Source organism: Burkholderia anthina, from assembly GCF_001547525.1.
GTDB classification, from domain to species: domain Bacteria; phylum Pseudomonadota; class Gammaproteobacteria; order Burkholderiales; family Burkholderiaceae; genus Burkholderia; species Burkholderia semiarida.
Window position 1 is genome coordinate 1,912,769 of sequence record NZ_CM003768.1, and the last position, 20,760, is coordinate 1,933,528.

Below are 20,760 nucleotides of genomic sequence, written 5' to 3' on the forward strand. Positions count from 1 at the left end.
TCAGTCATTCTTCGGAGCGGTCGATGCAGCGCGGCGTGGTGTACGGTATCCTGGCAGGCGCCCTGTGGGGCATGGTGTTTCTCGTTCCGCGGCTGCTGACCGATTTCTCGCCGCTGCTGCTGAGCGCCGGCCGCTACACGATGTACGGCCTCGTGTCGCTCGCGGCCGCGCTGCCGGCCGCCCGCTCGCTGCTCGATCGGCTGACCCGCGCGGATCTCGTCGCACTGGTGAGGCTCGCCGTCATCGGCAACGTCGCGTACTACATGCTGCTGTCCGGCGCCGTGCACCTGATCGGCATCGCGCCCAGTTCGCTGATCGTCGGCGTGCTGCCGGTGACCGTCACGCTCGCGGGCCTCGGCGACCACGGCGCGATGCCGCTGCGGCGGCTCGCCGCCCCACTCGCGCTCGTGATCGCGGGCATCGTCTGCATCAACGTCGATCTGTTTACGTCCGAGGCCGCGCACGCGACGACGCTCGCCCAGAAGCTCGCGGGCATCGCCTGCGCGGCTGGCGCGCTCGCGAGCTGGACCTGGTATGCGGTGGCAAACACACGCTACCTGCAGCGCCATCACCGCTTCGGCGGCAACGAATGGTCGGTGCTGTGGGGTGTCGTGACGGGCCTGATCGGCGGGCTCTGCTGGCTGGCGATCCTCGCGCTGCCCGCCGGGACGGTGCAGGCGGCCGTCCCCGCCTCGCGCTGGCAATTGTTCTGGCTGCTGAACCTCGTGCTTGCGATCGGTGCGTCGTGGCTCGGCAACGGACTGTGGAATGCCGCGTCGAAGCGGCTGCCGCTCACGCTGTCGGGCCAGTTGATCGTGTTCGAAACCGTGTTCGCGATGCTGTATGCGTTCGTGTACGACCAGCGGATGCCGCGCGCACTCGAGATCGCCGCGCTCGTGCTGCTGCTCGCGGGCGTATACGGCTCGGTGCGACGGCACGGCGACACGCCGGGCGGCGCGCCCGCAAACGCAAACGCCGCGGCCCACTGAGCGCCGCGGCGTTTGATCGGACCAACCTGAGCGCACGACGCGTCAGCGCGCGTCCTTGTGCATCCACTTGCGGCCCTCGATCGAGCCGTCGCGGCGGGATTTGTCGACACGCCGCTGGCGTGCGAGCTTCGGATCGACGATCAGCGGACGATAGATCTCGACGCGGTCGTGATCGACGAGCGGCGCATCGAGCGGCGCGAGCTTGCCGTAGACGCCCGTCTTCGCGTGCGCGAGATCGATCTCCGGGTGCAGCGCGAGCACGCCGCTCGCGTCGATGGCCGAGCGCACGGTCGCCCCTTCGGGCAGCGACAGCGGAATCAGCGTCTGGCGGTCCGGCAATGCGTAGCAGACTTCGATCGACAGCATCGCGTCACCCCTTTCCGTACCGCTGGTCCGCACGCTTCACGAACGAATCGACGAACGTGTTCGCGATGTGGCTGAACACCGGCCCGATGATCTTCTCGAGCAGGATGCTCGAAAATTCGTAGTGCAGCGCGAATTCGATCTTGCACGCGTCGGCGCGCAGCGGAATGAAGCGCCACGAACCCGTGAACTTCTTGAACGGCCCGTCCGCGAACTCCATGTCGATGCGGGTCGGGCGCTGCTGCGTGTTGCGCGTCGCGAAATGCTGCTTGATGCCCTTGAAGTTGATGTCGATGCGCGCTTCCATTCCGCTCTCGTCCTGACGGCGAATCTCGACACCGCCGCACCAGGGCAGGAAATTGGGGTAGTCGGCCACGTCGGTGACGAGGTCGAACATCTGTTCCGCCGAATGGCGAATCAATACGGTTTTCTGGACATCTGCCATAAATCGCGCGGCATCGCTGAAAGTGGAAACGCCAAGCCGGGCAATTGCCGCCCCGCTTTGCTAAAATCGTGATTTTAAACGAGTTGGCCCAATCCTTTCATGAGCATCATCGACAACAGGAAAGCGCACTTCGATTATCACATCGAGGAACGCTACGAAGCGGGGCTCGTGCTGGAGGGCTGGGAAGTCAAGGCGCTGCGCGCCGGACGCGGCCAGATCAAGGAAGGCTACGTCGTGGTGAAGAACGCCGAGATCTTTCTGATCGGGACCCATATCAGCCCGCTGCCCGAGGCTTCGACGCACATCAAGCCCGACCCGGTTCGCACGCGCAAGCTGCTGCTGCACCGCGAGGAAATCAAGAAACTGATCGGCAAGGTCGAGCAGCGCGGCTACACGCTCGTGCCGCTGAACTTCCACTACAAGGGCGGCCGCGTGAAGTGCGACATCGCACTCGCGAAAGGCAAGAAGCTGCACGACAAGCGCGAAACCGAGAAGAAGCGCGACTGGGAACGCGAGAAGGCACGCATCATGCGCGCCGGCACCTGACGCACACGGCATTCATCGCACACGACACGGCCCGCTCGAAGCGGGCCGTGTTGCTTTGGACGTGGTGAATCGCACCGGCCGGTCGCGCGGCTGCGCGACGATTCGCCGCACGACGACGCGCACGCGGCAGCCGCGCGCGCGTCGAGATGGGGCTCAACCCTTCGCGCCCGACGCGGCGCCCGCGCTCTTGACGATCGTCAGCGCCGACGAGATCGCGGTGCCGAGATCCGACAGGTTCGACGGCACGATCAGCGTGTTGCCCTGCTTCGCGAGATTCGCGAACGCGCCGACATATTGCTCGGCGACCTTCAGGTTCACGGCATCCATCCCGCCTTGCGACTGGATCGCGCTCGCGATCTTCTGGATCGCCTGCGCGTTCGCCTCGGCCACCGCCAGAATCGCGGCGGCTTCGCCCTGCGCCTGGTTGATCGCGGCCTGCCGCTCGCCTTCGGACTTCTGGATCGCCGCTTCGCGCGCACCCGACGCGAGGTTGATCTGTTCCTGCTTGCGGCCTTCGGAGGCGGCGATCAGCGCGCGCTTTTCGCGCTCGGCGGTGATCTGCGCCTGCATCGCGTGCAGGATTTCCTTCGGCGGCGTCAGGTCCTTGATCTCGTAGCGCAGCACCTTCACGCCCCAGTTCGCCGCGGCCTGATCGAGCGCCGACACGATGTTGTGGTTGATGAAATCGCGTTCCTCGAACGTCTTGTCGAGTTCGAGCTTGCCGACCACCGAGCGCAGCGTGGTTTGCGCGAGCTGCGTGATCGCCAGCACGAAGTTGCTCGACCCGTACGACGCCTTCATCGGATCGGTCACCTGGAAGTACAGCACGCCGTCCACCTGCAACTGCGTGTTGTCGCGCGTGATACAGACCTGGCTGGGCACGTCGAGCGGAATTTCCTTCAGCACGTGCCGGTACGCGATCCGATCGACGAACGGCAGCACGATATTGAGGCCGGGCGACAGCGTCGCGTGATAGCGCCCGAAGCGCTCGAGCACCCATGCATGCTGCTGCGGCACGATCTTCACCGTCTTCGACACGATCACGATCGCGATGACGAGCAGGACAACCCAGATGATCAGCGAATCCATGAAATATTCCCTCCTTGTTGTATTGGCGGACGATCAGCCCGCGGGTTTCGCCACGACCACGAGACAATTGCCGCGCACGGCGCTCACCTGGTACACGTGCGCATCGTCGCGCTCGCCGTGCGCGAGCTCGACGTCCCAGTCGGCGCCGCGATACTGCACGCGCGCGCGGCCGTCACGCCACGCGTCTACCGTGACGGTCGAGCCGATATCGAGATTGACGTCGGGATTCGCCGACGTGTCGCGCTTCTGCTTGCGGCCGAGCCCCGACCGGCGCAGCACGATCATCGCGACGATCGCCACCGCGGCCGCCGCGCCGAACTGCACGTGCGGCGCGAAACCGGCCAGTTGCAGCAAGCCGCCCGCGAGAAAGCCGAGTGCGATCATCAACAGATAGAACGTGCCCGTCAGCAACTCGGCGACGACCAGCACGCCTACCCCGACCCACCAGAACAGATGCCCCGACATCATTGTGGTCTCCAGAAAAACGCCCCCGATGCTCACTATATTCGCCGCGCTCGCAACTGTGCGAAGCGGTCGGCGCTCCAGGGGCAGCCGGCGCGTACCGACGAAAAAAAACACCCCGGTGCTTACCGGGGTGTTTATAGCATGAACCTTGCATTTTGCCTTCAACGAAAACGCGGTGGACCGCCCTTTCGCCGAAGTTGCATGACGGATCGTTACTTCCGGTTGGCGAGCGCCTGCCACGTATCGATGATCGTGTCCGGGTTCAGCGAGATCGACGCGATGCCTTCGTCGGTCAGCCATTGCGCGAAATCCGGGTGATCGGACGGGCCCTGGCCGCAGATACCGACGTACTTGCCCATCTTGCGGCAGGTATCGATCGCACGCTTCAGCAGGAACTTGACGGCCGGGTCGCGTTCGTCGAAGTCGACTGCGAGCAGTTCCATGCCCGAATCGCGGTCGAGGCCGAGCGTGAGCTGCGTGAGGTCGTTCGAGCCGATCGAGAAACCGTCGAAGTGTTCCAGGAACTCTTCGGCGAGGATCGCGTTGGTCGGGACTTCGCACATCATCACGAGGCGCAGGCCGTTTTCGCCGCGCTTCAGGCCGAACTTCTCGAGCAGGCCGACGACGCGCTCCGCCTGCTTCACGGTCCGCACGAACGGCACCATGATCTCGACGTTGGTCAGGCCCATCTCGTCACGCACGCGCTTCAGTGCACGGCATTCCATCTCGAACGCCTGCGCGAAGTCGTCGGCGATGTAGCGCGACGCGCCGCGGAAGCCCAGCATCGGGTTTTCCTCGTCCGGCTCGTAGCGCGAACCGCCGATCAGCTTCTTGTACTCGTTCGACTTGAAGTCGGACAGACGCACGATCACCGGCTTCGGATAGAACGCCGCCGCGATCGTCGCGACGCCTTCCGTCAGCTTGTCGACGTAGAACTGACGCGGCGACGCGTGGCCGCGCGCGACGCTCTCGACCGCCTTCTTCAGGTCCTGGTCGATGTTCGGGTACTCGAGAATCGCCTTCGGGTGCACGCCGATGTTGTTGTTGATGATGAACTCGAGACGCGCGAGGCCAACACCACCGTTCGGCAGTTGCGAGAAGTCGAACGCGAGCTGCGGATTGCCGACGTTCATCATGATCTTGACCGGGATTTCCGGCAGTTCGCCGCGCTGCACTTCCGTGACTTCCGTCTCGAGCAGCCCGTCGTAGATCTTGCCTTCGTCGCCTTCCGCGCACGACACGGTGACGAGCGCGCCGTCCTTCAGCACGTCGGTCGCATCGCCGCAGCCGACCACCGCCGGCACGCCGAGCTCACGCGCGATGATCGCCGCGTGGCAGGTGCGGCCGCCGCGGTTCGTGACGATCGCCGCCGCGCGCTTCATCACCGGCTCCCAGTTCGGGTCGGTCATGTCGGCCACCAGCACGTCGCCCGGCTGCACGCGTTCCATTTCCGACGGATCCTGGATCACGCGCACGGGGCCCGCACCGATCTTCTGGCCGATCGCACGGCCCGTCGCGAGCACCTGCGACTGGCCCTTCAGCTTGAAGCGCTGCTCGGCCTTGCCGCTCGCCTGGCTCTTCACCGTTTCCGGGCGTGCCTGCAGGATGAAGATCTTGCCGTCGCGGCCGTCCTTGCCCCACTCGATGTCCATCGGACGCTGGTAGTGCTTCTCGATGATGACCGCGTACTTCGCGAGCTCGATCACGTCTTCGTCGGTGATCGAGTAGCGGTTGCGCTGCTCGTGCGGCACGTCGACCGTCTTCACGCGGCCCGGCTCGCCCGGCTGCGTGAATTCCATCTTGATCAGCTTCGAGCCGATCGAGCGGCGGATGATCGGGTACTTGTCCTGCGCGAGCGTCGTCTTGAACACGTAGAACTCGTCCGGGTTCACCGCGCCCTGCACGACGGTTTCGCCCAGGCCGTAGCTCGACGTGATGAACACGGCGTCCTTGAAGCCCGATTCGGTATCGATCGTGAACATCACGCCGGCGGCGCCGACGTCCGAGCGGACCATGCGCTGCACGCCGGCCGACAGCGCGACTTCGGCGTGCGTGAAGCCCTTGTGCACGCGGTACGAGATCGCGCGGTCGTTGTACAGCGACGCGAACACGTGCTTCATGCGGTCGAGCACGTCGTCGATGCCGACGACGTTCAGATACGACTCCTGCTGGCCCGCGAACGATGCGTCGGGCAGGTCTTCCGCGGTCGCCGACGAGCGCACGGCGAACGACAGCTCGCTCGGCGAGCCGTTCTTCAGCACTTCGAACTGCGCGCGGATTTCCTGCTCGAGGCGCGGCTGCAGCGGCGCGTCGACGATCCACTTGCGGATTTCGGCACCGGCTTCGGCGAGCGCCTTCACGTCGTCGATGTCGAGCGACTCGAGACGCTTGGCGATGCGATCGGTGAGGTCGTTGTGCTTGAGGAAATCGCGGAATGCGAGCGCGGTCGTGGCGAAACCGGTGGGTACGCGAACGCCTGCTTCGGAAAGCTGGCTGATCATCTCGCCGAGCGACGCATTCTTGCCGCCCACGATTTCCACATCGGTCATCCGCAACTGCTCGAACGGAATTACATACGCCTGGTCCTTTGCGACGTTTGCTGCGTTAGTCATACAAGCCCCTAAGTGTGAAAAAAATGCTCGATCGCGCAAGTGGGCTCGAACGCGGGCGCTTGCAAAAAGGCGCGGCGCGTCTTGCGCAACCTGTTAGATAAGCATTCGCAGCGGCGAAAATGTTCCGACCCGATTTGCAAAAATCCCGGCAGAAGGGCGATATTTGCAGACAAATCGCCAGACTTGCCGGGAATTCTGAAATCGTGCGGCCCAGCTACGGGCCGCCGTTCACGCCCCGCCCCGCAATTGCTTATCCAACAGGTTGCCGCTATTCTACCGTGCCGGCTGCCGGATGTGGCGCGACCTTGTCACTGCGTGTGGAGGCGAACCTCCAGCGGTCCGCGCAACCGCCCTTCACGCTCGACGTCCAGATTCATGCTGCCTACCGTATTCATCGTCTCCGACGGCACCGGGATCACTGCCGAAACCTTCGCGCACTCGATCCTCTCCCAGTTCGACCAGAAATTCCGCCTCGTGCGCGTGCCGTTCGTCGACTCGCTCGACAAGGCCTACGCGACCGTCGAGAAGATCAACGAGGCCGCCGTGCACGATGGCCGTCGCGCGATCGTGTTCACGACGCTCGTCGACAGCGAGTCGAACGACATCGTCAAACGCTCGAACGCGCTCGTGCTCGACATGTTCCAGCGCTTCGTCGAACCGCTCGAGCAGGAACTGGAGCTCAAGTCGAGCCACGCGATGGGCCGCGGCCACCAGAACGCGGACACCGAGGAATACAAGACGCGGATCGAGGCGATCAACTTCTCGCTCGCGCACGACGACGGCCAGTCGAACCGCAACCTGTCGGAGGCCGACGTGATCCTGGTCGGCGTGTCGCGCAGCGGCAAGACGCCGACGAGCCTGTACCTCGCGATGCAATACGGCGTGAAGGCCGCCAACTATCCGCTGATTCCGGAGGATTTCGAACGCGGCAAGCTGCCGTCGGCGCTGGCGCCGTACAGCGAGAAGCTGTTCGGGCTGTCGATCGACCCGCAGCGCCTGTCGGAGATCCGCAACGAACGCCGGCCCGGCAGCAAGTACGCGGCGCCCGAGAACTGCCGCTACGAGATCAACGAGGCCGAGGCGATGATGCGCCGCGAAGGGATCAAGTGGCTGTCGTCGACGCACAAGTCGATCGAGGAAATCGCGACGACGATCCTGCAGGAAATCCGCCTCGACCGGCAGTCGTACTGAGCGCGGATGCGCGGGCGGCTGTCCGCCGCCGAAAGCAACAAGGCCGCGTCGAACGCGGCCTTGTTTCGTTTTACGGTAATCAATTGCGCGCGTGCGGCGTCACGCGGGCCGCTGCTGCCGAACCTGCTCGAACAGGCACACCGCGGCGGCGGCCGCGACGTTCAGCGACTCCATCCCGCCCGGCTGCGGAATCGTCACGCGATGCGTGGCCGCGTCGCGCCAGAATGCCGACACGCCGGCGCCTTCGTTGCCGAACACCCATGCGACGGGCCCCGACAGATCGCAGTCGTAGACCGCCCGCGCCCCGTGCGAATCGGTCAGCGCGACCGGTACGTCGAGGCGTTCGGCAAGCGCCGCGGCTTCGACGTCCTCATGGATCGACAACAGGAAATGCGCGCCCATGCCCGAGCGCAGCACCTTCGACGACCACGCATAGGCCGTCCCCGGCGCGCAGAACACGTGACGCACGCCAGCCGCCGCCGCGCTGCGCAGGATCGAGCCGACGTTGCCGGCATCCTGCACGCCGTCGAGCACGACCGACGTATGCGTCACGCGCGCGGGCAGCGGGTGCGCCGGCCGGTCGACCAGCAGCAGGAAGCCGACGCCGTTGACGACGTTCGACAACTGCCCGAACAGCGCGTCCGGCAGCGAGACGACCCGCTGCGCGTCGATGCGCGCGACGATCGCCTGCGCCTCCGCGTGGCCGAGCGCACCTTCGGTCGTGACGCACAACTCCGGCGTCGCGCCCGTATCGAGGTACGCGCTCGCGAGATGGAAACCTTCGAGCAGCGCCTGGCCGCTGCGGCGCTGCTGGGGCGTCGAACCCGCGAGCGCCTTCAGGCGCTTGTACAGCGGGTTGTCGCGGGAAGTGATGCTTTTCATCGAATCAGATCGAGCGCCGCACGAACCGGCGCGAACGAGCGCCGGTGCGCTTCGCACGGGCCGTGCTCGCGCAGTGCGGCAAGATGTTTCGCGGTGCCGTAGCCTGCATGCACGTTGAAGCCGTACACCGGGAAGCGTTCGTGCAGGTCGACCAGCATGCGGTCGCGCGTGACCTTCGCGAGGATCGACGCGGCCGAGATGCTCGGCACGAGCGCGTCGCCGCTGACGATCGCCTCGGCGCGCACGCTCAGCGTCGGGCAGCGGTTGCCGTCGATCTGCGCAAGCGTCGGCAGCACCGACAGGCCTTCGACGGCCCGCTTCATCGCGAGCATCGTCGCGTGCAGGATGTTCAGCGTATCGATCTCGTCGACACTCGCCGACGCGACGCAATACGCGTGCGAACGCGCGACGATCAGCTCGTACAGCATGTCGCGCTTCTTCGCGGACAGCGCTTTCGAATCGTCGAGCCCGTCGATCGGCCGAGCCGGATCGAGGATCACCGCGGCGGCCACCACCGGCCCCGCGAGCGGGCCGCGGCCGGCTTCGTCGACGCCGCAGACGATCTCGTCCGGGCGGCTGAAATCGAAACCGCCCTGCACGTCGGCCGACGCGCTGCGACGTGGCGCACGGACTGCGGTCATGCGCGCCCCTTGCGTTGTTCGAGCACGCGCACGACGGCCTCGGCCGCCTTCGCGGCCGTGTTCTGCCGCAGCGAAAGATGCATTTCGGTAAACACTTCGGTCAGCGTGCGGCGGTTCGCGTCGTCGCGCAGCTGCGTGAGCGTCGCATCGGCGAGCGCCTCGGGCGTCGCGAAATGCTGCAGCAGTTCGGGCACGACGAAGCGCCCCGCCAGGATGTTCGGCAGGCCGACATACGGCAGGTAGCCTTGCCGGCGCATGATCTGCCCGGTCAGCCAGGGCACCTTGTACGAGATCACCATCGGCTTTTTCAGCAGCGCGGCTTCCAGCGTGACGGTGCCGCTCTTCACGAGGATCGCGTCGGCGGCCGTCATCGCGACCTGCGAACGGCCGTCGGTGATCGTCAACGCGAGCTGCGGATGTGCGTCGACGAGCGGCTGCAGCAGTTCGCGCAGCGCGGGCGTCGCGGCCGGCATCACGAACCGCACGCCGGGCTCGCGCTGCTGCATCAGCGCCATCGCCGCGAAGAACGTCGGGCCGATCAGCGCGATCTCCGAGCGCCGGCTGCCCGGCAGCACCGCGATCACGGGGCCGTCGGCCGGCAGGCCGAGCGCAATGCGCGCGCCGTGCGTATCGGGTTCGAGCGGGATTTCATCGGCGAGCGGATGACCGACGTAGGTCGATGCGACGCCGGCCTTGTCGAGGATCGCCGGTTCGAACGGGAACAGGCACAGCATGTGATCGACGGATTTCGCGATCTTCTTGATCCGGCCGCCGCGCCACGCCCAGATCGACGGGCACACGAAGTGGATCGACGGGATGCCCGCGTCGCGCGCGGCCTGTTCGACGTTGAAGTTGAAATCGGGCGCGTCCACACCGATGAACGCGTCCGGCCGCTCGGCGAGCAGTTGGCGCTTCAGTTCGCCGCGAATCCGCAGGATCTCGGGAATCTGGCCCAGCGCCTCGACATAGCCGCGCACGGTCAGCTTGTCCATCTGCCAGTGCGAGTCGAAGCCCTGCGCGATCATGCGCGGCCCGCCGATCCCGTAATACTGGGCCGATTCGGGCAGCCGCTCGCGCAGCCCGCCGAGCAGCGAGGCCGCGAGCAGGTCGCCCGACGGTTCACCGGCCACCATCGCGAGCCGGAGCTGGTTGGTCGGAAGCGGCATCGCTTAGCGGATGATGCCGCGTTGCGACGCGTCGATGAACTCGACGAGCGCCTTCACCGGTGCATCGCCGTCGCCGCCCGCTTCCGCGAGCTCGCGCAGTTGCACCTTCGCTTCCTCGAGCGACAGGCTGTTCTTGTACAGCACGCGGTACGCGCTGCGCAGCGCCGAGATCGCGTCGGCCGAGAAGCCGCGCCGGCGCAGCCCTTCGACGTTGATCCCGTGCGGCTCGGCCTTGTTGCCCGCCGCGATCACGAACGGCGGGATGTCCTGCACGAGCGCCGACGCGCCACCCAGCATCGAATGCGCGCCGATGCGCACGAACTGGTGCACGCCCGACATGCCGCCGATGATCGCGAAGTCGCCGATCTCGACGTGGCCGGCCATCTGCGCGTTGCTCGACAGGATCACGTTGTTGCCGACGCGGCAGTCGTGGCCGATGTGCACGTAGGCCATGATCCAGTTGTCGTCGCCGAGCGTCGTCACGCCGACGTCCTGCACGGTGCCCGTGTGGATCGTCGTGAATTCGCGGATCGTGTTGCGGTTGCCGATCACGAGCTTCGTCGGCTCGTCCTTGTACTTCATGTCCTGCGGACGCCCGCCGACCGACGCGTAATGGCCGATGCGGTTGTCCTCGCCGAGCGTCGTATGGCCTTCGATCACGCTGTGCGAGCCGATCGTCGTGCGCGCGCCGATCGTGACGTGCGGGCCGACGATCGCGTACGGGCCGATCTCGACCGATTCGTCGATCTGCGCGCCCGGCTCGACGATCGCGGTAGGATGAATCCTGGTCATGCGCCGTTGCCTCTCGATATGATGTGTCGCGTTGCTCGCGTTATGTTGCCCATGCGTGCCGCGTCGCTCAGGGCGCCGCGTCGGCCGTCTTGACCGTGCACATCAGCTCGGCTTCCGCCGCGACCTTGCCGTCGACTTCCGCCACCGCCTTGAACTTCCAGATGCCGCGAATGTAGCGCTCGAACGTCACGTTCAGGATCAGCTGGTCGCCCGGTTCGACCACGCGCTTGAAGCGCGCACCGTCGATTCCGACGAAGTAGTACAGCGTGTTCTCCGGATCCTTCGGCTGCTCTTCCGCGAACGTCAGCAGCGCCGCGGCCTGTGCGAGCGCCTCGAGGATCAGCACGCCCGGCATCACCGGCCGCTTCGGGAAATGCCCCTGGAAGAACGGCTCGTTGATCGACACGTTCTTCAGCGCTTTGATCCCTTTGTGCGGTTCGAGTTCGAGCACGCGGTCGACGAGCAGAATCGGGTAGCGATGCGGCAGCAGCGTGAGGATCTTGTGGATGTCGAGATTGATTTTTTCAGTGCTCATGATGGTTCGTCTCACGCAGAGGCTGCGCGGTGGTGATGCAAAGGCTGAAGCGGGCCGCCGCGCGGCCCAGTCTGGCAAACCGGGCCGGTTGCGCTGGCCGTGCCCGGTTCGTGATCTCGCATGATGGGCTCAGGCGTGGGTGCCGCCCTGGGCGGCGAGCGCGGCTTCGAGCGCCTTGATGCGCTCGCGCAGCTTGTCGAGGTTGCGCACGAGCGCGGCGCTCTTGTTCCACTCGCCGTGGTCGACGGCCGGGAACGCGCTGGTATAGATGCCGGCCTTCGGCAGCGACTTCGATACGCCCGACTTCGCGGTGATGATGACATAGTCGCCGAGCGTCACGTGGCCGGCGATCCCGGCCGCGCCGCCGATCATGCAATGGCGGCCGATCGTCGTGCTGCCCGCGATGCCGGCGCTGCCGGCGATCACCGTGTACGCGCCGATCCGGCAGTTGTGGCCGATCTGGACCTGGTTGTCGATCTTCACGCATTCCTCGATGACGGTATCCGCCATCGCACCGCGGTCGATCGTCGTGTTCGCGCCGATTTCGACGTCCGGGCCGATCGTCACGCCGCCGACCTGCGGAATCTTGACCCAGCTGCCGGTGCGCGCGTCGCCGTCGCCGACGAAATCCGGCGCGAAGCCGAAACCGTCGGAACCGATCACGGCGCCCGCATGGACGATCGCGCGCGGGCCGATCTTGCAGCCGTGGTACACCGATGCGTTCGGATAGAAGTGCGAGCCGGCGCCGATCGTCGTGCCGCGGCCGACGAATACGTTCGCGTCGAGCTGCACGCCGTCTTCGATCACCGCGCCGGCCTCGACCGTCACGTGCGGGCCGATCACCGCGGTCGCGGCGACCTTCGCGGCCGGATCGATCGTCGCGCTCGGATGCACGCCGGCCGCGCGCGGCGGCGTAGCGAGATCGATGAACATCTGCGCGACGCGCGCGAAGTACGCGTACGGATTCGGCGTCACGATGAAGTTGCGACCCTTCGCGGCCGCGCCCAGCTTTTCCAGATCCTTCGGCGCGATCAGCACCGCGCCGGCGCGGGTCGTTTCGACCTGCGACAGGTACTTCGGGTTCGCGAGGAACGCGAGCTGCTGAGGGCCTGCCTGGTCGAGCGGCGCGAGGCCGCCGACCGTGCACTGTGCGTCGCCGGCGATCTCGCCGCCGAACCGCTTTACGAGTGCCTCGAGCGTCAATGCCATTCGTCGTCTGCTCCGTTCAGTTCGTCGAGCCGGACGCGAGCGCCTTGAGCACCTTGTCGGTGATGTCGATGCGCGGGCTGACGTACACGGCTTCCTGCACGATCAGGTCGTAATTCTGCTGTTCGGCGATCTGCTTGATGACCTTGTTCGCCTTCTCGAGCACGGCCGCCAGTTCCTCGTTGCGACGCTGGTTCAGGTCTTCGCGGAACTCGCGCTGCTTGCGCTGGAAGTCGGTGTCGAGCTGCGCCAGATCGCGCTGCTTCTGCGCGCGATCGGCCGCCGACAGCGACGTGCCGTTCTTGTCGAGCGAATCGGACATCGACTTCAGACGGGCCGCCAGGTCCTGCAGATCCTTGTCACGCTTCGCGAACTCGGCTTCGAGCTTCGTCTGCGCCGCCTTCGCGGGCACCGACTCGCGCAGGATCCGATCCGAATTGACCGCCGCGATGCGGGCGACGTCCTGTGCGTGCACCGTTGCCGCGCCCAGGGCCAGCGCAACGGTCAGCGCGCACATCACTCGTTTCGAAAACTTACCGGTTAGCAAAATTACCCTCTCGTTGCTGTTGTCATGCGTTCGGTCAGAACGCCGTCCCGATCTGGAACTGGAATTTCTGGTACTGGTCGCCTTCGTGCTTCTGCAGCGGGAAGCCGAGGCTCAGCTTCAGCGGGCCGATCGGCGAGATCCACGCGAGACCCACACCGTAGCCGTAGCGCAGGCCGTTGGCGCCCGTACTGGTGCCGCCCGGCGCATTGCCCCACACGTTACCGCCGTCGAGGAACGTGAACACGCGCAGCGTACGGTCGTAACCCGTGCCCGGCAGCGGGAACGTCAGCTCGATGTTGCCGACCAGCATCTTCGAACCGCCGATCGGATCGTTCGTCTTCGTGTCGCGCGGGCCCAGCGAGCTCGGCTCGTAGCCCCGCACGGAGCCGATACCGCCCGCGTAGTAGTTCTTGAAGATCGGGTACGGGTTGCCGATACCGTTACCGTAGCCGCCTTGCAGGTTCAGGCCCAGGATGAAGCCGCGCGAGAACGAATAGTAGTACTGCGCCTGCAGGTCGGCCTTGTAGTACTGGATCTTGCCGACCGGCACGCCGTACTCCATGTTCGCCTGCGTGAAGTAGCCGCGGCTCGGAATCAGCGCGCTGTCACGCGCGTCGCGCGACCATGCCACCGTCAGCGGCACCGTGTTCGACACGCGGCCGAACTCGTTCACGTAATCCTGGTAGCTCTGCGGCGTGTTCGAATCGACGTCGAGGCGGTTCTGTTCGAAGCCCGCGCCGAAGTAGACGGTATCGACTTCCGAGAACGGAATGCCGAACTTCAGGTTGCCGCCCGCGCTGATGATCCGGAAGCTCGAGCTCGTCGAATAGTAGAGCGGCTGGTACGTGCGGTAGTACACGTCGGTGATCCGCTTGATGCCGTCGACCGTGAAGTACGGGTCGACCTGCGTGACGGTCAGCGTGCGGTAGCTCTTCGCGGTGTTGACGTTCACCGACAGGCTCGTGCCCGAACCGAACACGTTGTCCTGCGACACGCCGGCCGACAGCACGACCTTGTCCGTCGACGAGAAGCCGGCGCCCAGCGTGATCGCGCCGGTCGGTTTTTCGTCGACCTTCACGTTCACGTCGACCTGGTCGTTCGTGCCTTCGACCGGCACCGTCGTCACGTCGACGTTGGTGAAGTAGCCGAGGCGGTTCACGCGGTCCTTCGACAGCGCGAGGCGGTTCGAGTCGAACCACGAGCTTTCGAGCTGGCGCATTTCGCGGCGCACCACTTCGTCGCGCGTACGCGTGTTGCCGACCACGTTGATGCGGCGCACGTACACGCGGCGGCTCGGATCGACGACGAGGTTCAGGTTCACCTTGTGGTTCGCCTGGTCGATGTCCGGCTGCGCGTTGACGGTCGCGAATGCGTAGCCGTATTCGCCGAGCTTGTCGACGATCGACTTGGTGGTCTGCTGCAGCTTTTCGGCCGAGAAGCGGTCGCCCGGCTTGATCTTGATCAGCTTGTTGAGTTCGGCCTCGCGATCGAGCAGGTTGCCCGACAGCTTGATGCCCGACACCGTGTACGGCTCGCCTTCGTGCAGCGTGACCGTCAGGTACATGTCCTTCTTGTCCGGCGAGATCGATACCTGGGTCGACTCGATGTTGAACTCGAGGTAGCCGCGGTTCAGGTAGTACGAGCGCACGGCCTCGAGGTCGCCCGTGAGCTTTTCCTTCGAGTACAGGTCGTTCTTCGTGTACCAGGAGAACCAGTTCGGCGTCGACAGCTGCATCTCGTCGCGCAGCGTGCTCGTGCTGAACGCCTTGTTGCCGATGAAGTTGATCTGGCGGATCTTCGCGCTCGGGCCTTCGGCCACCGCGAACAGGATCGACACGCGGTTCGCGTCGACCGGCGTGATCGTCGTCTTGACTTCGGCCGCATAGAAGCCGCGCGTCAGGTACTGGCGCTTGAGTTCCTGCTCCGCCTTGTCGACGAGCGCCTTGTCGTAGTAGCGGCCGTCGGCGAGGCCGACCGCACGCAGCGCCTTCGTCAGGTTGTCCTTGTCGAATTCCTTCGTGCCGGTGAAGTCGATCGACGCGATGGCCGGCCGCTCCTGCACCTGCACGATCACGACGTTGCCTTGCGTGGCGACGCGCACGTCGTTGAAAAAGCCCGTCGCGTACAACGCGCGGATTGCTTCGGATGCCTTGTCGTCCGTGAAGGTATCGCCCTGCTTGATCGGCAGATAGGCGAACACCGAACCCGCTTCGACGCGCTGCAGCCCCTCGATCTTGATGTCTTGCACCACGAACGGTGCCGCTGCATGCGCCGCGAGGCCGTGCGCGGCGAGCGCGGCCGCTGCAACTGTCTTAGGTACAAAGCGATGAGGTTTGAACAACATGCATCCCCAATATTTAGCTGCATCAAATCGGGCGGCTGGCCAGCGGCCGCCGCCTGACGCTTCAGAAATGGATTAACCGAGCCAGATCGTTGAACAGCGCGATCGCCGACAACGCGACGATGCAGATCAACCCGGCTCTTTGCAGAATCAGCTGCCAGCGCTCCGATACGGCTTTCCCGGTCGCGGCTTCAACCGCATAATATAACAGATGCCCCCCGTCCAAAACGGGAATCGGCAACAAGTTCAGGACGCCAAGGCTAATGCTGACAAGGGCGAGGAACGACAGGAACGCCGACGGACCGAGCCGTGCGCTCTTGCCCGCGTAGTCGGCGATCGTCACCGGGCCCGACAGGTTCTTCAACGACGCGTTGCCCGTGATCATCCGCCCGAACATCTTCAGCGAATACACGGAAATGTCCCACGTGCGGTGCGCGCCGAGCCGCAGGCTCTCGATCGGCCCGTAGCGCACGTCCACCGACGGCGCGTGCATCGACAGCGCCGCGCCGATGCGGCCGACCTGCTGCCCCGATTCGTCGTCGCGCTGCATCTGCGGCACGATCGACACCGTCCGCGCGGCGCCGTTGCGTTCGATCTGCAGCGCGAGCGGCTCGCCCGCATGGTGCTTCACCGTATCGATGAAGCGCGACGCGCCGCCGATCGGCTTGCCGTCGAGCGCGACCAGCTTGTCGCCGGCTTTCAGGCCCGCCTGCTCCGCCGCGCTGCCCGGCTGCACCGACGCGACCGACAACGTGCCGCCGCCGGCCTCGAAGCCCAGATGGGCCATGAAGTCGTCGTCGAGCTGGCTGTCGGGCACGTTGCGCAGGTCGACGCGGAAATCGAACGTCGCATTGCCGTCGCGCGCGCCGAGCACGACCGCGCGATGGTCGAGCGCGGCCGACAGCAGCTTCCAGCGCAGGTCCGACCACGATCGCACCGGCTCCGACTCGCCGCCCTGCGCGTCGCCCACGCGCACGTCGCGGATCGACACGACCGTCTCGCCGCCGTCGAAGCCCGCGCGAGCCGCCACCGTGCCGGCGGCCGGCGGCGCGACGATCGCGGTCGGCTCGGTCACGCCGGTGGCGAATATGGCGGAGAACAGCACGATTGCCAGCAGGAAGTTCGCAATCGGTCCGGCCGCGACGATCGCGATGCGCTTGTAGACCGACTGGCGGTTGAATGCCTGCCCGAGTTCCTCGGGCGGAATGCCGCCCGGGCCTGGATCGCGCTCGTCGAGCATCTTCACGTAGCCGCCGAGCGGCAGCGCGGACAGCGTCCACTCGGTGCCCGTCCTGCGGCTGACCCAGCGCGCGACGGGCTGGCCGAAGCCGATCGAGAAACGCAGCACCTTCACGCCGCACCAGCGCGCGACGCGATAGTGTCCATACTCATGCACGACGACCAGCACCCCGATCGCCACCGCAAACGCGACCAGTTCGACCAGTACGTTCATGAGCACTCCATTCAGACCGCACGCTCCACGCGTGGCGCAGGCGCTTTCGCAATGATCGCGGCGGCGAGGCGGCGAGCCTCGGCATCCGCCGCGAGGACGTCGTCGAGCCCGTCGGGCGCGCGGTTCGGCAGCGTGTTGAGCACGGCGTCGACCGTCGCCGCGATCGCCATGAAGCCGATCCGGCGCTCGAGAAATGCTTCGACCGCCACTTCGTTCGCCGCGTTCAATGCGGCGCTCGCGATACCGCCTTCCTCGAGCGCCTTCAGCGCGAGCGCGAGGCACGGGAAGCGCGCGTAGTCGGGCTTCTCGAACGACAACTGGGCGATCTGCGCGAGGTCGAGCTGATCGACGCCCGCGTCGACGCGCTCGGGAAACGCGAGCGCGTGCGCGATCGGCGTGCGCATGTCGGGGTTGCCGAGCTGCGCGAGCACCGAGCCGTCGCGATACGACACGAGCGAATGGATCACGCTCTGCGGATGGATCAGCACGTCGATCCGGTCGCCCGGCAGCCCGAAGATCCAGTGCGCCTCGATCACCTCGAGGCCCTTGTTCATCATCGTCGCGGAATCGACCGAGATCTTGCGGCCCATCACCCAGTTCGGGTGCCTGCACGCCTCGTCCGGCGTCACGTCGACGAGCGTGGCCGGCTCGCGCGTGCGGAACGGGCCGCCCGACGCGGTCAGGATGATCTTCGAGATCCCGCCGTGCTCGGCCGCGTCGCGCGGCATGCACTGGAAGATCGCGTTGTGTTCGCTGTCGACCGGCAGCAGGATCGCGCCATGGTCGCGCACGGCGTCCATGAAGATCGCGCCCGACATCACGAGCGCTTCCTTGTTCGCGAGCAGGATCCGCTTGCCGGCGCGTGCGGCCGCCAGGCTCGGCGCAAGGCCGGCCGCGCCGACGATCGCGGCGACCACCGTGTCGCAGCCGTCGCTCTTCGACACGTCGACGAGCGCCTGCGGCCCGTGCAGCACGACCGTCTTGCTGCCCGCCGCGCGCAGTTTCGCGTCGACGTGCGCGGCCGTCGCGGCATCGCCGACCACCGCCACTTCAGGCGCGAAGCGCAGACACTGCTCGACGAGCTTGTCGCCGTTGCGGTGCGCGGTCAGCGCGTAGACCGAGAAGCGCTCGGGATGGCGCGCGACCACGTCGAGCGTGCTGTCTCCGATCGAGCCCGTGGAACCGAGCAATGTCAGGCGTTTTTGCATAACAGAAATAATGGTTTAACCAAGCAGCAGCATCGCGAGCGGCAGCACCGGCAGCAGCGCGTCGACCCGATCGAGCACGCCGCCGTGGCCCGGCAGCAGTCCGCTCGAATCCTTCACGCCCGCCTGCCGCTTCAGCAGCGACTCGAACAGGTCGCCAATCACGCTGTATGCAACCAGCAGCGTCAGTGCGGCCCACGCGCCGGGCATTCCGTAGCGCGCGGCGAGCGCGGAAAACAGGGTCGGTTCGAAAGCGTGTACGGCCATCGCGACGCCGGCGACGACCATCACCGCGAACCAGCCGCCGATCGCGCCTTCCCAGCTCTTGCCGGGGCTGATCGTGATGGCCAGTTTACGCTTTCCGAAGGCCTTGCCGGCGAAGTATGCGCCGATATCGGCCAGCCAGACGACCAGAAGCAGCGACAGCACGAACGGCACGCCCTGCGCGCGGGCTGCCACGAGCGCGTGCCAGCAGGCGGCGAACACGACGAGGCCGGCGGCCAGCAGGAACGGTCGCCACACGCCGCCCGCGAGTTCGGGCTTGCGCCGCAGCGCGAACGGGCCGACCAGCAGCCAGAACACGCCAGCCGCCATGAAAAGGGGACGGGACGAAGCCGCGTCGACGCCGAGCGGCGCGGTGGCCGCGAGCGCGAGCGCCGCGACGAGCGCATAGACGACCGGCGCGGCGCCGCCGAGCTTCAGCAGGCGCGCCCACTCCCACGCGGCGAACACCAGCACGACGCCGATCAGCGCGCCGAACCCGGCGAGCGGCGCGAACAGCGTCACCGGCAGCAGCACGGCCAGCATCACGATCGCCGTGATCACACGGGTTTTCAGCATGAAAGGGAGTCGGCGTTCTGCGATTGCGGTTCGAGCTGCGCACTCGTGCGCCCGAAACGGCGCTCGCGCTCGGTATACGACGCCATCGCGTCGGCCAGTGCCGCGCCGTCGAAATCCGGCCAGTACTTGTCAGTGAAATAGAATTCGGCGTACGCGAGCTGCCACAGCAGGAAGTTGCTGACGCGCTGCTCGCCGCCCGTGCGGATGAAGAGATCGGGCTCCGGCGCGTAGGCCATCGCCAGGTGCGGCGCGAAAGCGTCCTCGGTCACTTCGATCTCGCGACCTTCGCGCACGGCCTGCTCGACGAGCTTCTTCGTCGCCTGCAGGATGTCCCACCGGCCGCCGTAGTTGGCCGCGATGGTGAGCGTCAGACGGGTATTGCGCGCCGTCTTGGTTTCGGCGCGGCGAATCAGTTCACGGATGCGCGGCTCGAAACGGTCGAGATCGCCGACGACACGCAGACGGATGCCGTTCGCATGCAGCTTGCCCACCTCGCGCTCGAGCGCGGTGATGAACAGCCGCATCAGGAACGACACTTCGTCGTTCGGCCGGCGCCAGTTTTCCGAACTGAACGCGAACAGCGTCAGGTATTCGACGCCGGCGCGCGCGCAGCCTTCGACCACCGCCCGCACGGCATCGACGCCGCGGGTGTGCCCCGCGACGCGCGGCAAGCGGCGTTCGGTCGCCCAACGGCCATTGCCGTCCATGATGATCGCGATGTGACGCGGCACGACGCCGACGTCAGGCACGCGAACGGTAGAGCTGGTATAGGTCATGGCCGTTGAGACAGTAATGCGGGAAGAAGGCGGCGCGCGAGGACGGTCGTCAGACCGTCATGATCTCGGCTTCCTTGGTCTGCACGAGCTTGTCGACTTCGGCCACGTGCTTGTCGGTCAGCTTCTGCACGTCGTCGCTTGCGCGGCGCTCGTCGTCTTCCGAGATTTCCTTGTCCTTCACGAGCTTCTTCAGCGCTTCGTTCGCGTCGCGGCGCAGGTTGCGGATCGCGACCTTGGCCGTTTCGCCTTCGCTCTTCACGACCTTGGTCAGCTCGCGGCGGCGCTCTTCCGTCAGCGCGGGCATCGGCACGCGGATCAGGTCGCCGGCCGTGGCCGGATTCAGGCCCAGATCGGCTTCGCGGATGGCCTTCTCGACCTTCGCGACCATGTTCTTTTCCCACGGCTGCACGCCGATCGTGCGCGCGTCGACGAGCGTCAGGTTCGCGACCTGCGAGATCGGCACCATCGAGCCGTAGTAGTCGACCTGAACGTGATCGAGCAGACCGGTGTGTGCACGGCCCGTACGGATCTTGGCCAGATCGTTCTTGAACGCTTCGATCGAGCGCTGCATCTTTTGCTCGACGCCCTTCTTGACATCAGCGACACTCATTTCAACCTCCGAACCTTCAAACCTTCAAAGAACGCGAGCGCCGACCGGCGCATGTCGCGCGCCGCG

General features: G+C 66.0%; 21 protein-coding genes. 3 read left to right on the forward strand and 18 right to left on the reverse strand.

All coding sequences use genetic code 11. The features are described 5' to 3' along the window. The first annotated feature begins 23 nt into the window (after nucleotides 1–23). Nucleotides 24–989 carry a DMT family transporter gene (locus tag WS64_RS08800; RefSeq protein ID WP_060966267.1) on the forward strand — a complete coding sequence of 322 codons (966 nt, stop codon included), beginning with the start codon at nucleotides 24–26 and terminating at the stop codon, nucleotides 987–989. A gap of 42 nt (nucleotides 990–1,031) precedes the next feature. On the opposite strand, the gene WS64_RS08805 is transcribed toward WS64_RS08800, so the two are convergent. Continuing rightward, entirely contained in the window at nucleotides 1,032–1,355 is a 324-nt protein-coding gene (locus tag WS64_RS08805; protein WP_050012887.1) for an RnfH family protein, read from the reverse strand. A gap of 4 nt (nucleotides 1,356–1,359) precedes the next feature. Further along, the gene (locus WS64_RS08810) at nucleotides 1,360–1,797 is read right to left on the reverse strand and encodes a type II toxin-antitoxin system RatA family toxin (protein WP_006483809.1); all 438 of its coding nucleotides are present in this window, start codon (nucleotides 1,795–1,797) and stop codon (nucleotides 1,360–1,362) included. A gap of 99 nt (nucleotides 1,798–1,896) precedes the next feature. On the opposite strand from WS64_RS08810, the gene smpB reads away from it, so the two are divergent. Beyond that, a complete protein-coding gene (gene smpB / locus WS64_RS08815; protein WP_006478511.1) occupies nucleotides 1,897–2,343 on the forward strand; it encodes an SsrA-binding protein SmpB in 447 nt (148 codons plus the stop codon). A gap of 153 nt (nucleotides 2,344–2,496) precedes the next feature. On the opposite strand, the gene WS64_RS08820 is transcribed toward smpB, so the two are convergent. The 3 genes from WS64_RS08820 to ppsA all read right to left on the reverse strand — a co-directional run bounded on the left by WS64_RS08820 (nucleotide 2,497) and on the right by ppsA (nucleotide 6,509). Then, nucleotides 2,497–3,432, reverse strand: coding sequence for an SPFH domain-containing protein (locus WS64_RS08820; protein ID WP_059573709.1), 936 nt, complete (start codon nucleotides 3,430–3,432; stop codon nucleotides 2,497–2,499). A 33-nt stretch (nucleotides 3,433–3,465) separates the two neighbouring features. After that, on the reverse strand, nucleotides 3,466–3,900 hold the full coding sequence (locus WS64_RS08825; protein ID WP_059645423.1) for an NfeD family protein: 435 nt from the start codon (nucleotides 3,898–3,900) through the stop codon (nucleotides 3,466–3,468). Nucleotides 3,901–4,109: 209 nt separating this feature from the next. After that, a complete protein-coding gene (gene ppsA, locus WS64_RS08830) occupies nucleotides 4,110–6,509 on the reverse strand; it encodes a phosphoenolpyruvate synthase (protein ID WP_059645420.1) in 2,400 nt (799 codons plus the stop codon). Nucleotides 6,510–6,884: 375 nt separating this feature from the next. Between ppsA and ppsR the strand changes: the two genes are divergently transcribed. Further along, nucleotides 6,885–7,700, forward strand: a complete 816-nt coding sequence (gene ppsR / locus WS64_RS08835) for a posphoenolpyruvate synthetase regulatory kinase/phosphorylase PpsR (protein ID WP_011549549.1) — start codon at nucleotides 6,885–6,887, stop codon at nucleotides 7,698–7,700. A gap of 99 nt (nucleotides 7,701–7,799) precedes the next feature. Here ppsR and WS64_RS08840 read toward each other — a convergent pair whose 3' ends face one another. From WS64_RS08840 to frr, 13 genes are all read right to left on the reverse strand, one after another. Beyond that, entirely contained in the window at nucleotides 7,800–8,582 is a 783-nt protein-coding gene (locus tag WS64_RS08840; protein ID WP_060966268.1) for a TrmH family RNA methyltransferase, read from the reverse strand. Beyond that, complete coding sequence (gene rnhB, locus WS64_RS08845; protein ID WP_059645414.1) at nucleotides 8,579–9,223, reverse strand: ribonuclease HII; 645 nt, start codon at nucleotides 9,221–9,223, stop codon at nucleotides 8,579–8,581. Before rnhB ends, WS64_RS08840 begins: the two co-directional genes overlap by 4 nt. Next, complete coding sequence (lpxB, locus tag WS64_RS08850; protein ID WP_059573704.1) at nucleotides 9,220–10,389, reverse strand: lipid-A-disaccharide synthase; 1,170 nt, start codon at nucleotides 10,387–10,389, stop codon at nucleotides 9,220–9,222. The genes rnhB and lpxB overlap by 4 nt, the downstream gene beginning before the upstream one ends. Before the next feature lie 3 nt (nucleotides 10,390–10,392). After that, on the reverse strand, nucleotides 10,393–11,181 hold the full coding sequence (gene lpxA, locus WS64_RS08855) for an acyl-ACP--UDP-N-acetylglucosamine O-acyltransferase (protein WP_059573703.1): 789 nt from the start codon (nucleotides 11,179–11,181) through the stop codon (nucleotides 10,393–10,395). A 67-nt stretch (nucleotides 11,182–11,248) separates the two neighbouring features. Further along, nucleotides 11,249–11,716: a 3-hydroxyacyl-ACP dehydratase FabZ gene (fabZ, locus tag WS64_RS08860; RefSeq protein WP_006495559.1), complete on the reverse strand. Its 468-nt coding sequence runs from the start codon at nucleotides 11,714–11,716 to the stop codon at nucleotides 11,249–11,251. A gap of 129 nt (nucleotides 11,717–11,845) precedes the next feature. Then, a complete protein-coding gene (lpxD, locus tag WS64_RS08865) occupies nucleotides 11,846–12,925 on the reverse strand; it encodes a UDP-3-O-(3-hydroxymyristoyl)glucosamine N-acyltransferase (RefSeq protein ID WP_060966269.1) in 1,080 nt (359 codons plus the stop codon). Between the two features lie 16 nt (nucleotides 12,926–12,941). Further along, complete coding sequence (locus WS64_RS08870) at nucleotides 12,942–13,439, reverse strand: OmpH/Skp family outer membrane protein (protein ID WP_059645405.1); 498 nt, start codon at nucleotides 13,437–13,439, stop codon at nucleotides 12,942–12,944. Between the two features lie 64 nt (nucleotides 13,440–13,503). Further along, complete coding sequence (gene bamA / locus WS64_RS08875; RefSeq protein WP_059573701.1) at nucleotides 13,504–15,813, reverse strand: outer membrane protein assembly factor BamA; 2,310 nt, start codon at nucleotides 15,811–15,813, stop codon at nucleotides 13,504–13,506. A gap of 61 nt (nucleotides 15,814–15,874) precedes the next feature. Beyond that, a complete protein-coding gene (gene rseP, locus WS64_RS08880; protein WP_060966270.1) occupies nucleotides 15,875–17,263 on the reverse strand; it encodes an RIP metalloprotease RseP in 1,389 nt (462 codons plus the stop codon). Between the two features lie 11 nt (nucleotides 17,264–17,274). Next, nucleotides 17,275–18,471 (reverse strand): 1-deoxy-D-xylulose-5-phosphate reductoisomerase, encoded by a 1,197-nt coding sequence (locus tag WS64_RS08885; RefSeq protein WP_060966271.1) that lies wholly within the window; start codon nucleotides 18,469–18,471, stop codon nucleotides 17,275–17,277. A 15-nt stretch (nucleotides 18,472–18,486) separates the two neighbouring features. Continuing rightward, entirely contained in the window at nucleotides 18,487–19,308 is an 822-nt protein-coding gene (locus WS64_RS08890) for a phosphatidate cytidylyltransferase (protein WP_059573698.1), read from the reverse strand. After that, nucleotides 19,302–20,084, reverse strand: coding sequence for a polyprenyl diphosphate synthase (gene uppS / locus WS64_RS08895; RefSeq protein WP_034201584.1), 783 nt, complete (start codon nucleotides 20,082–20,084; stop codon nucleotides 19,302–19,304). The genes WS64_RS08890 and uppS overlap by 7 nt, the downstream gene beginning before the upstream one ends. Nucleotides 20,085–20,133: 49 nt before the next feature. After that, nucleotides 20,134–20,694 carry a ribosome recycling factor gene (gene frr / locus WS64_RS08900; RefSeq protein WP_006483822.1) on the reverse strand — a complete coding sequence of 187 codons (561 nt, stop codon included), beginning with the start codon at nucleotides 20,692–20,694 and terminating at the stop codon, nucleotides 20,134–20,136. Nucleotides 20,695–20,760 lie beyond the last annotated feature (66 nt).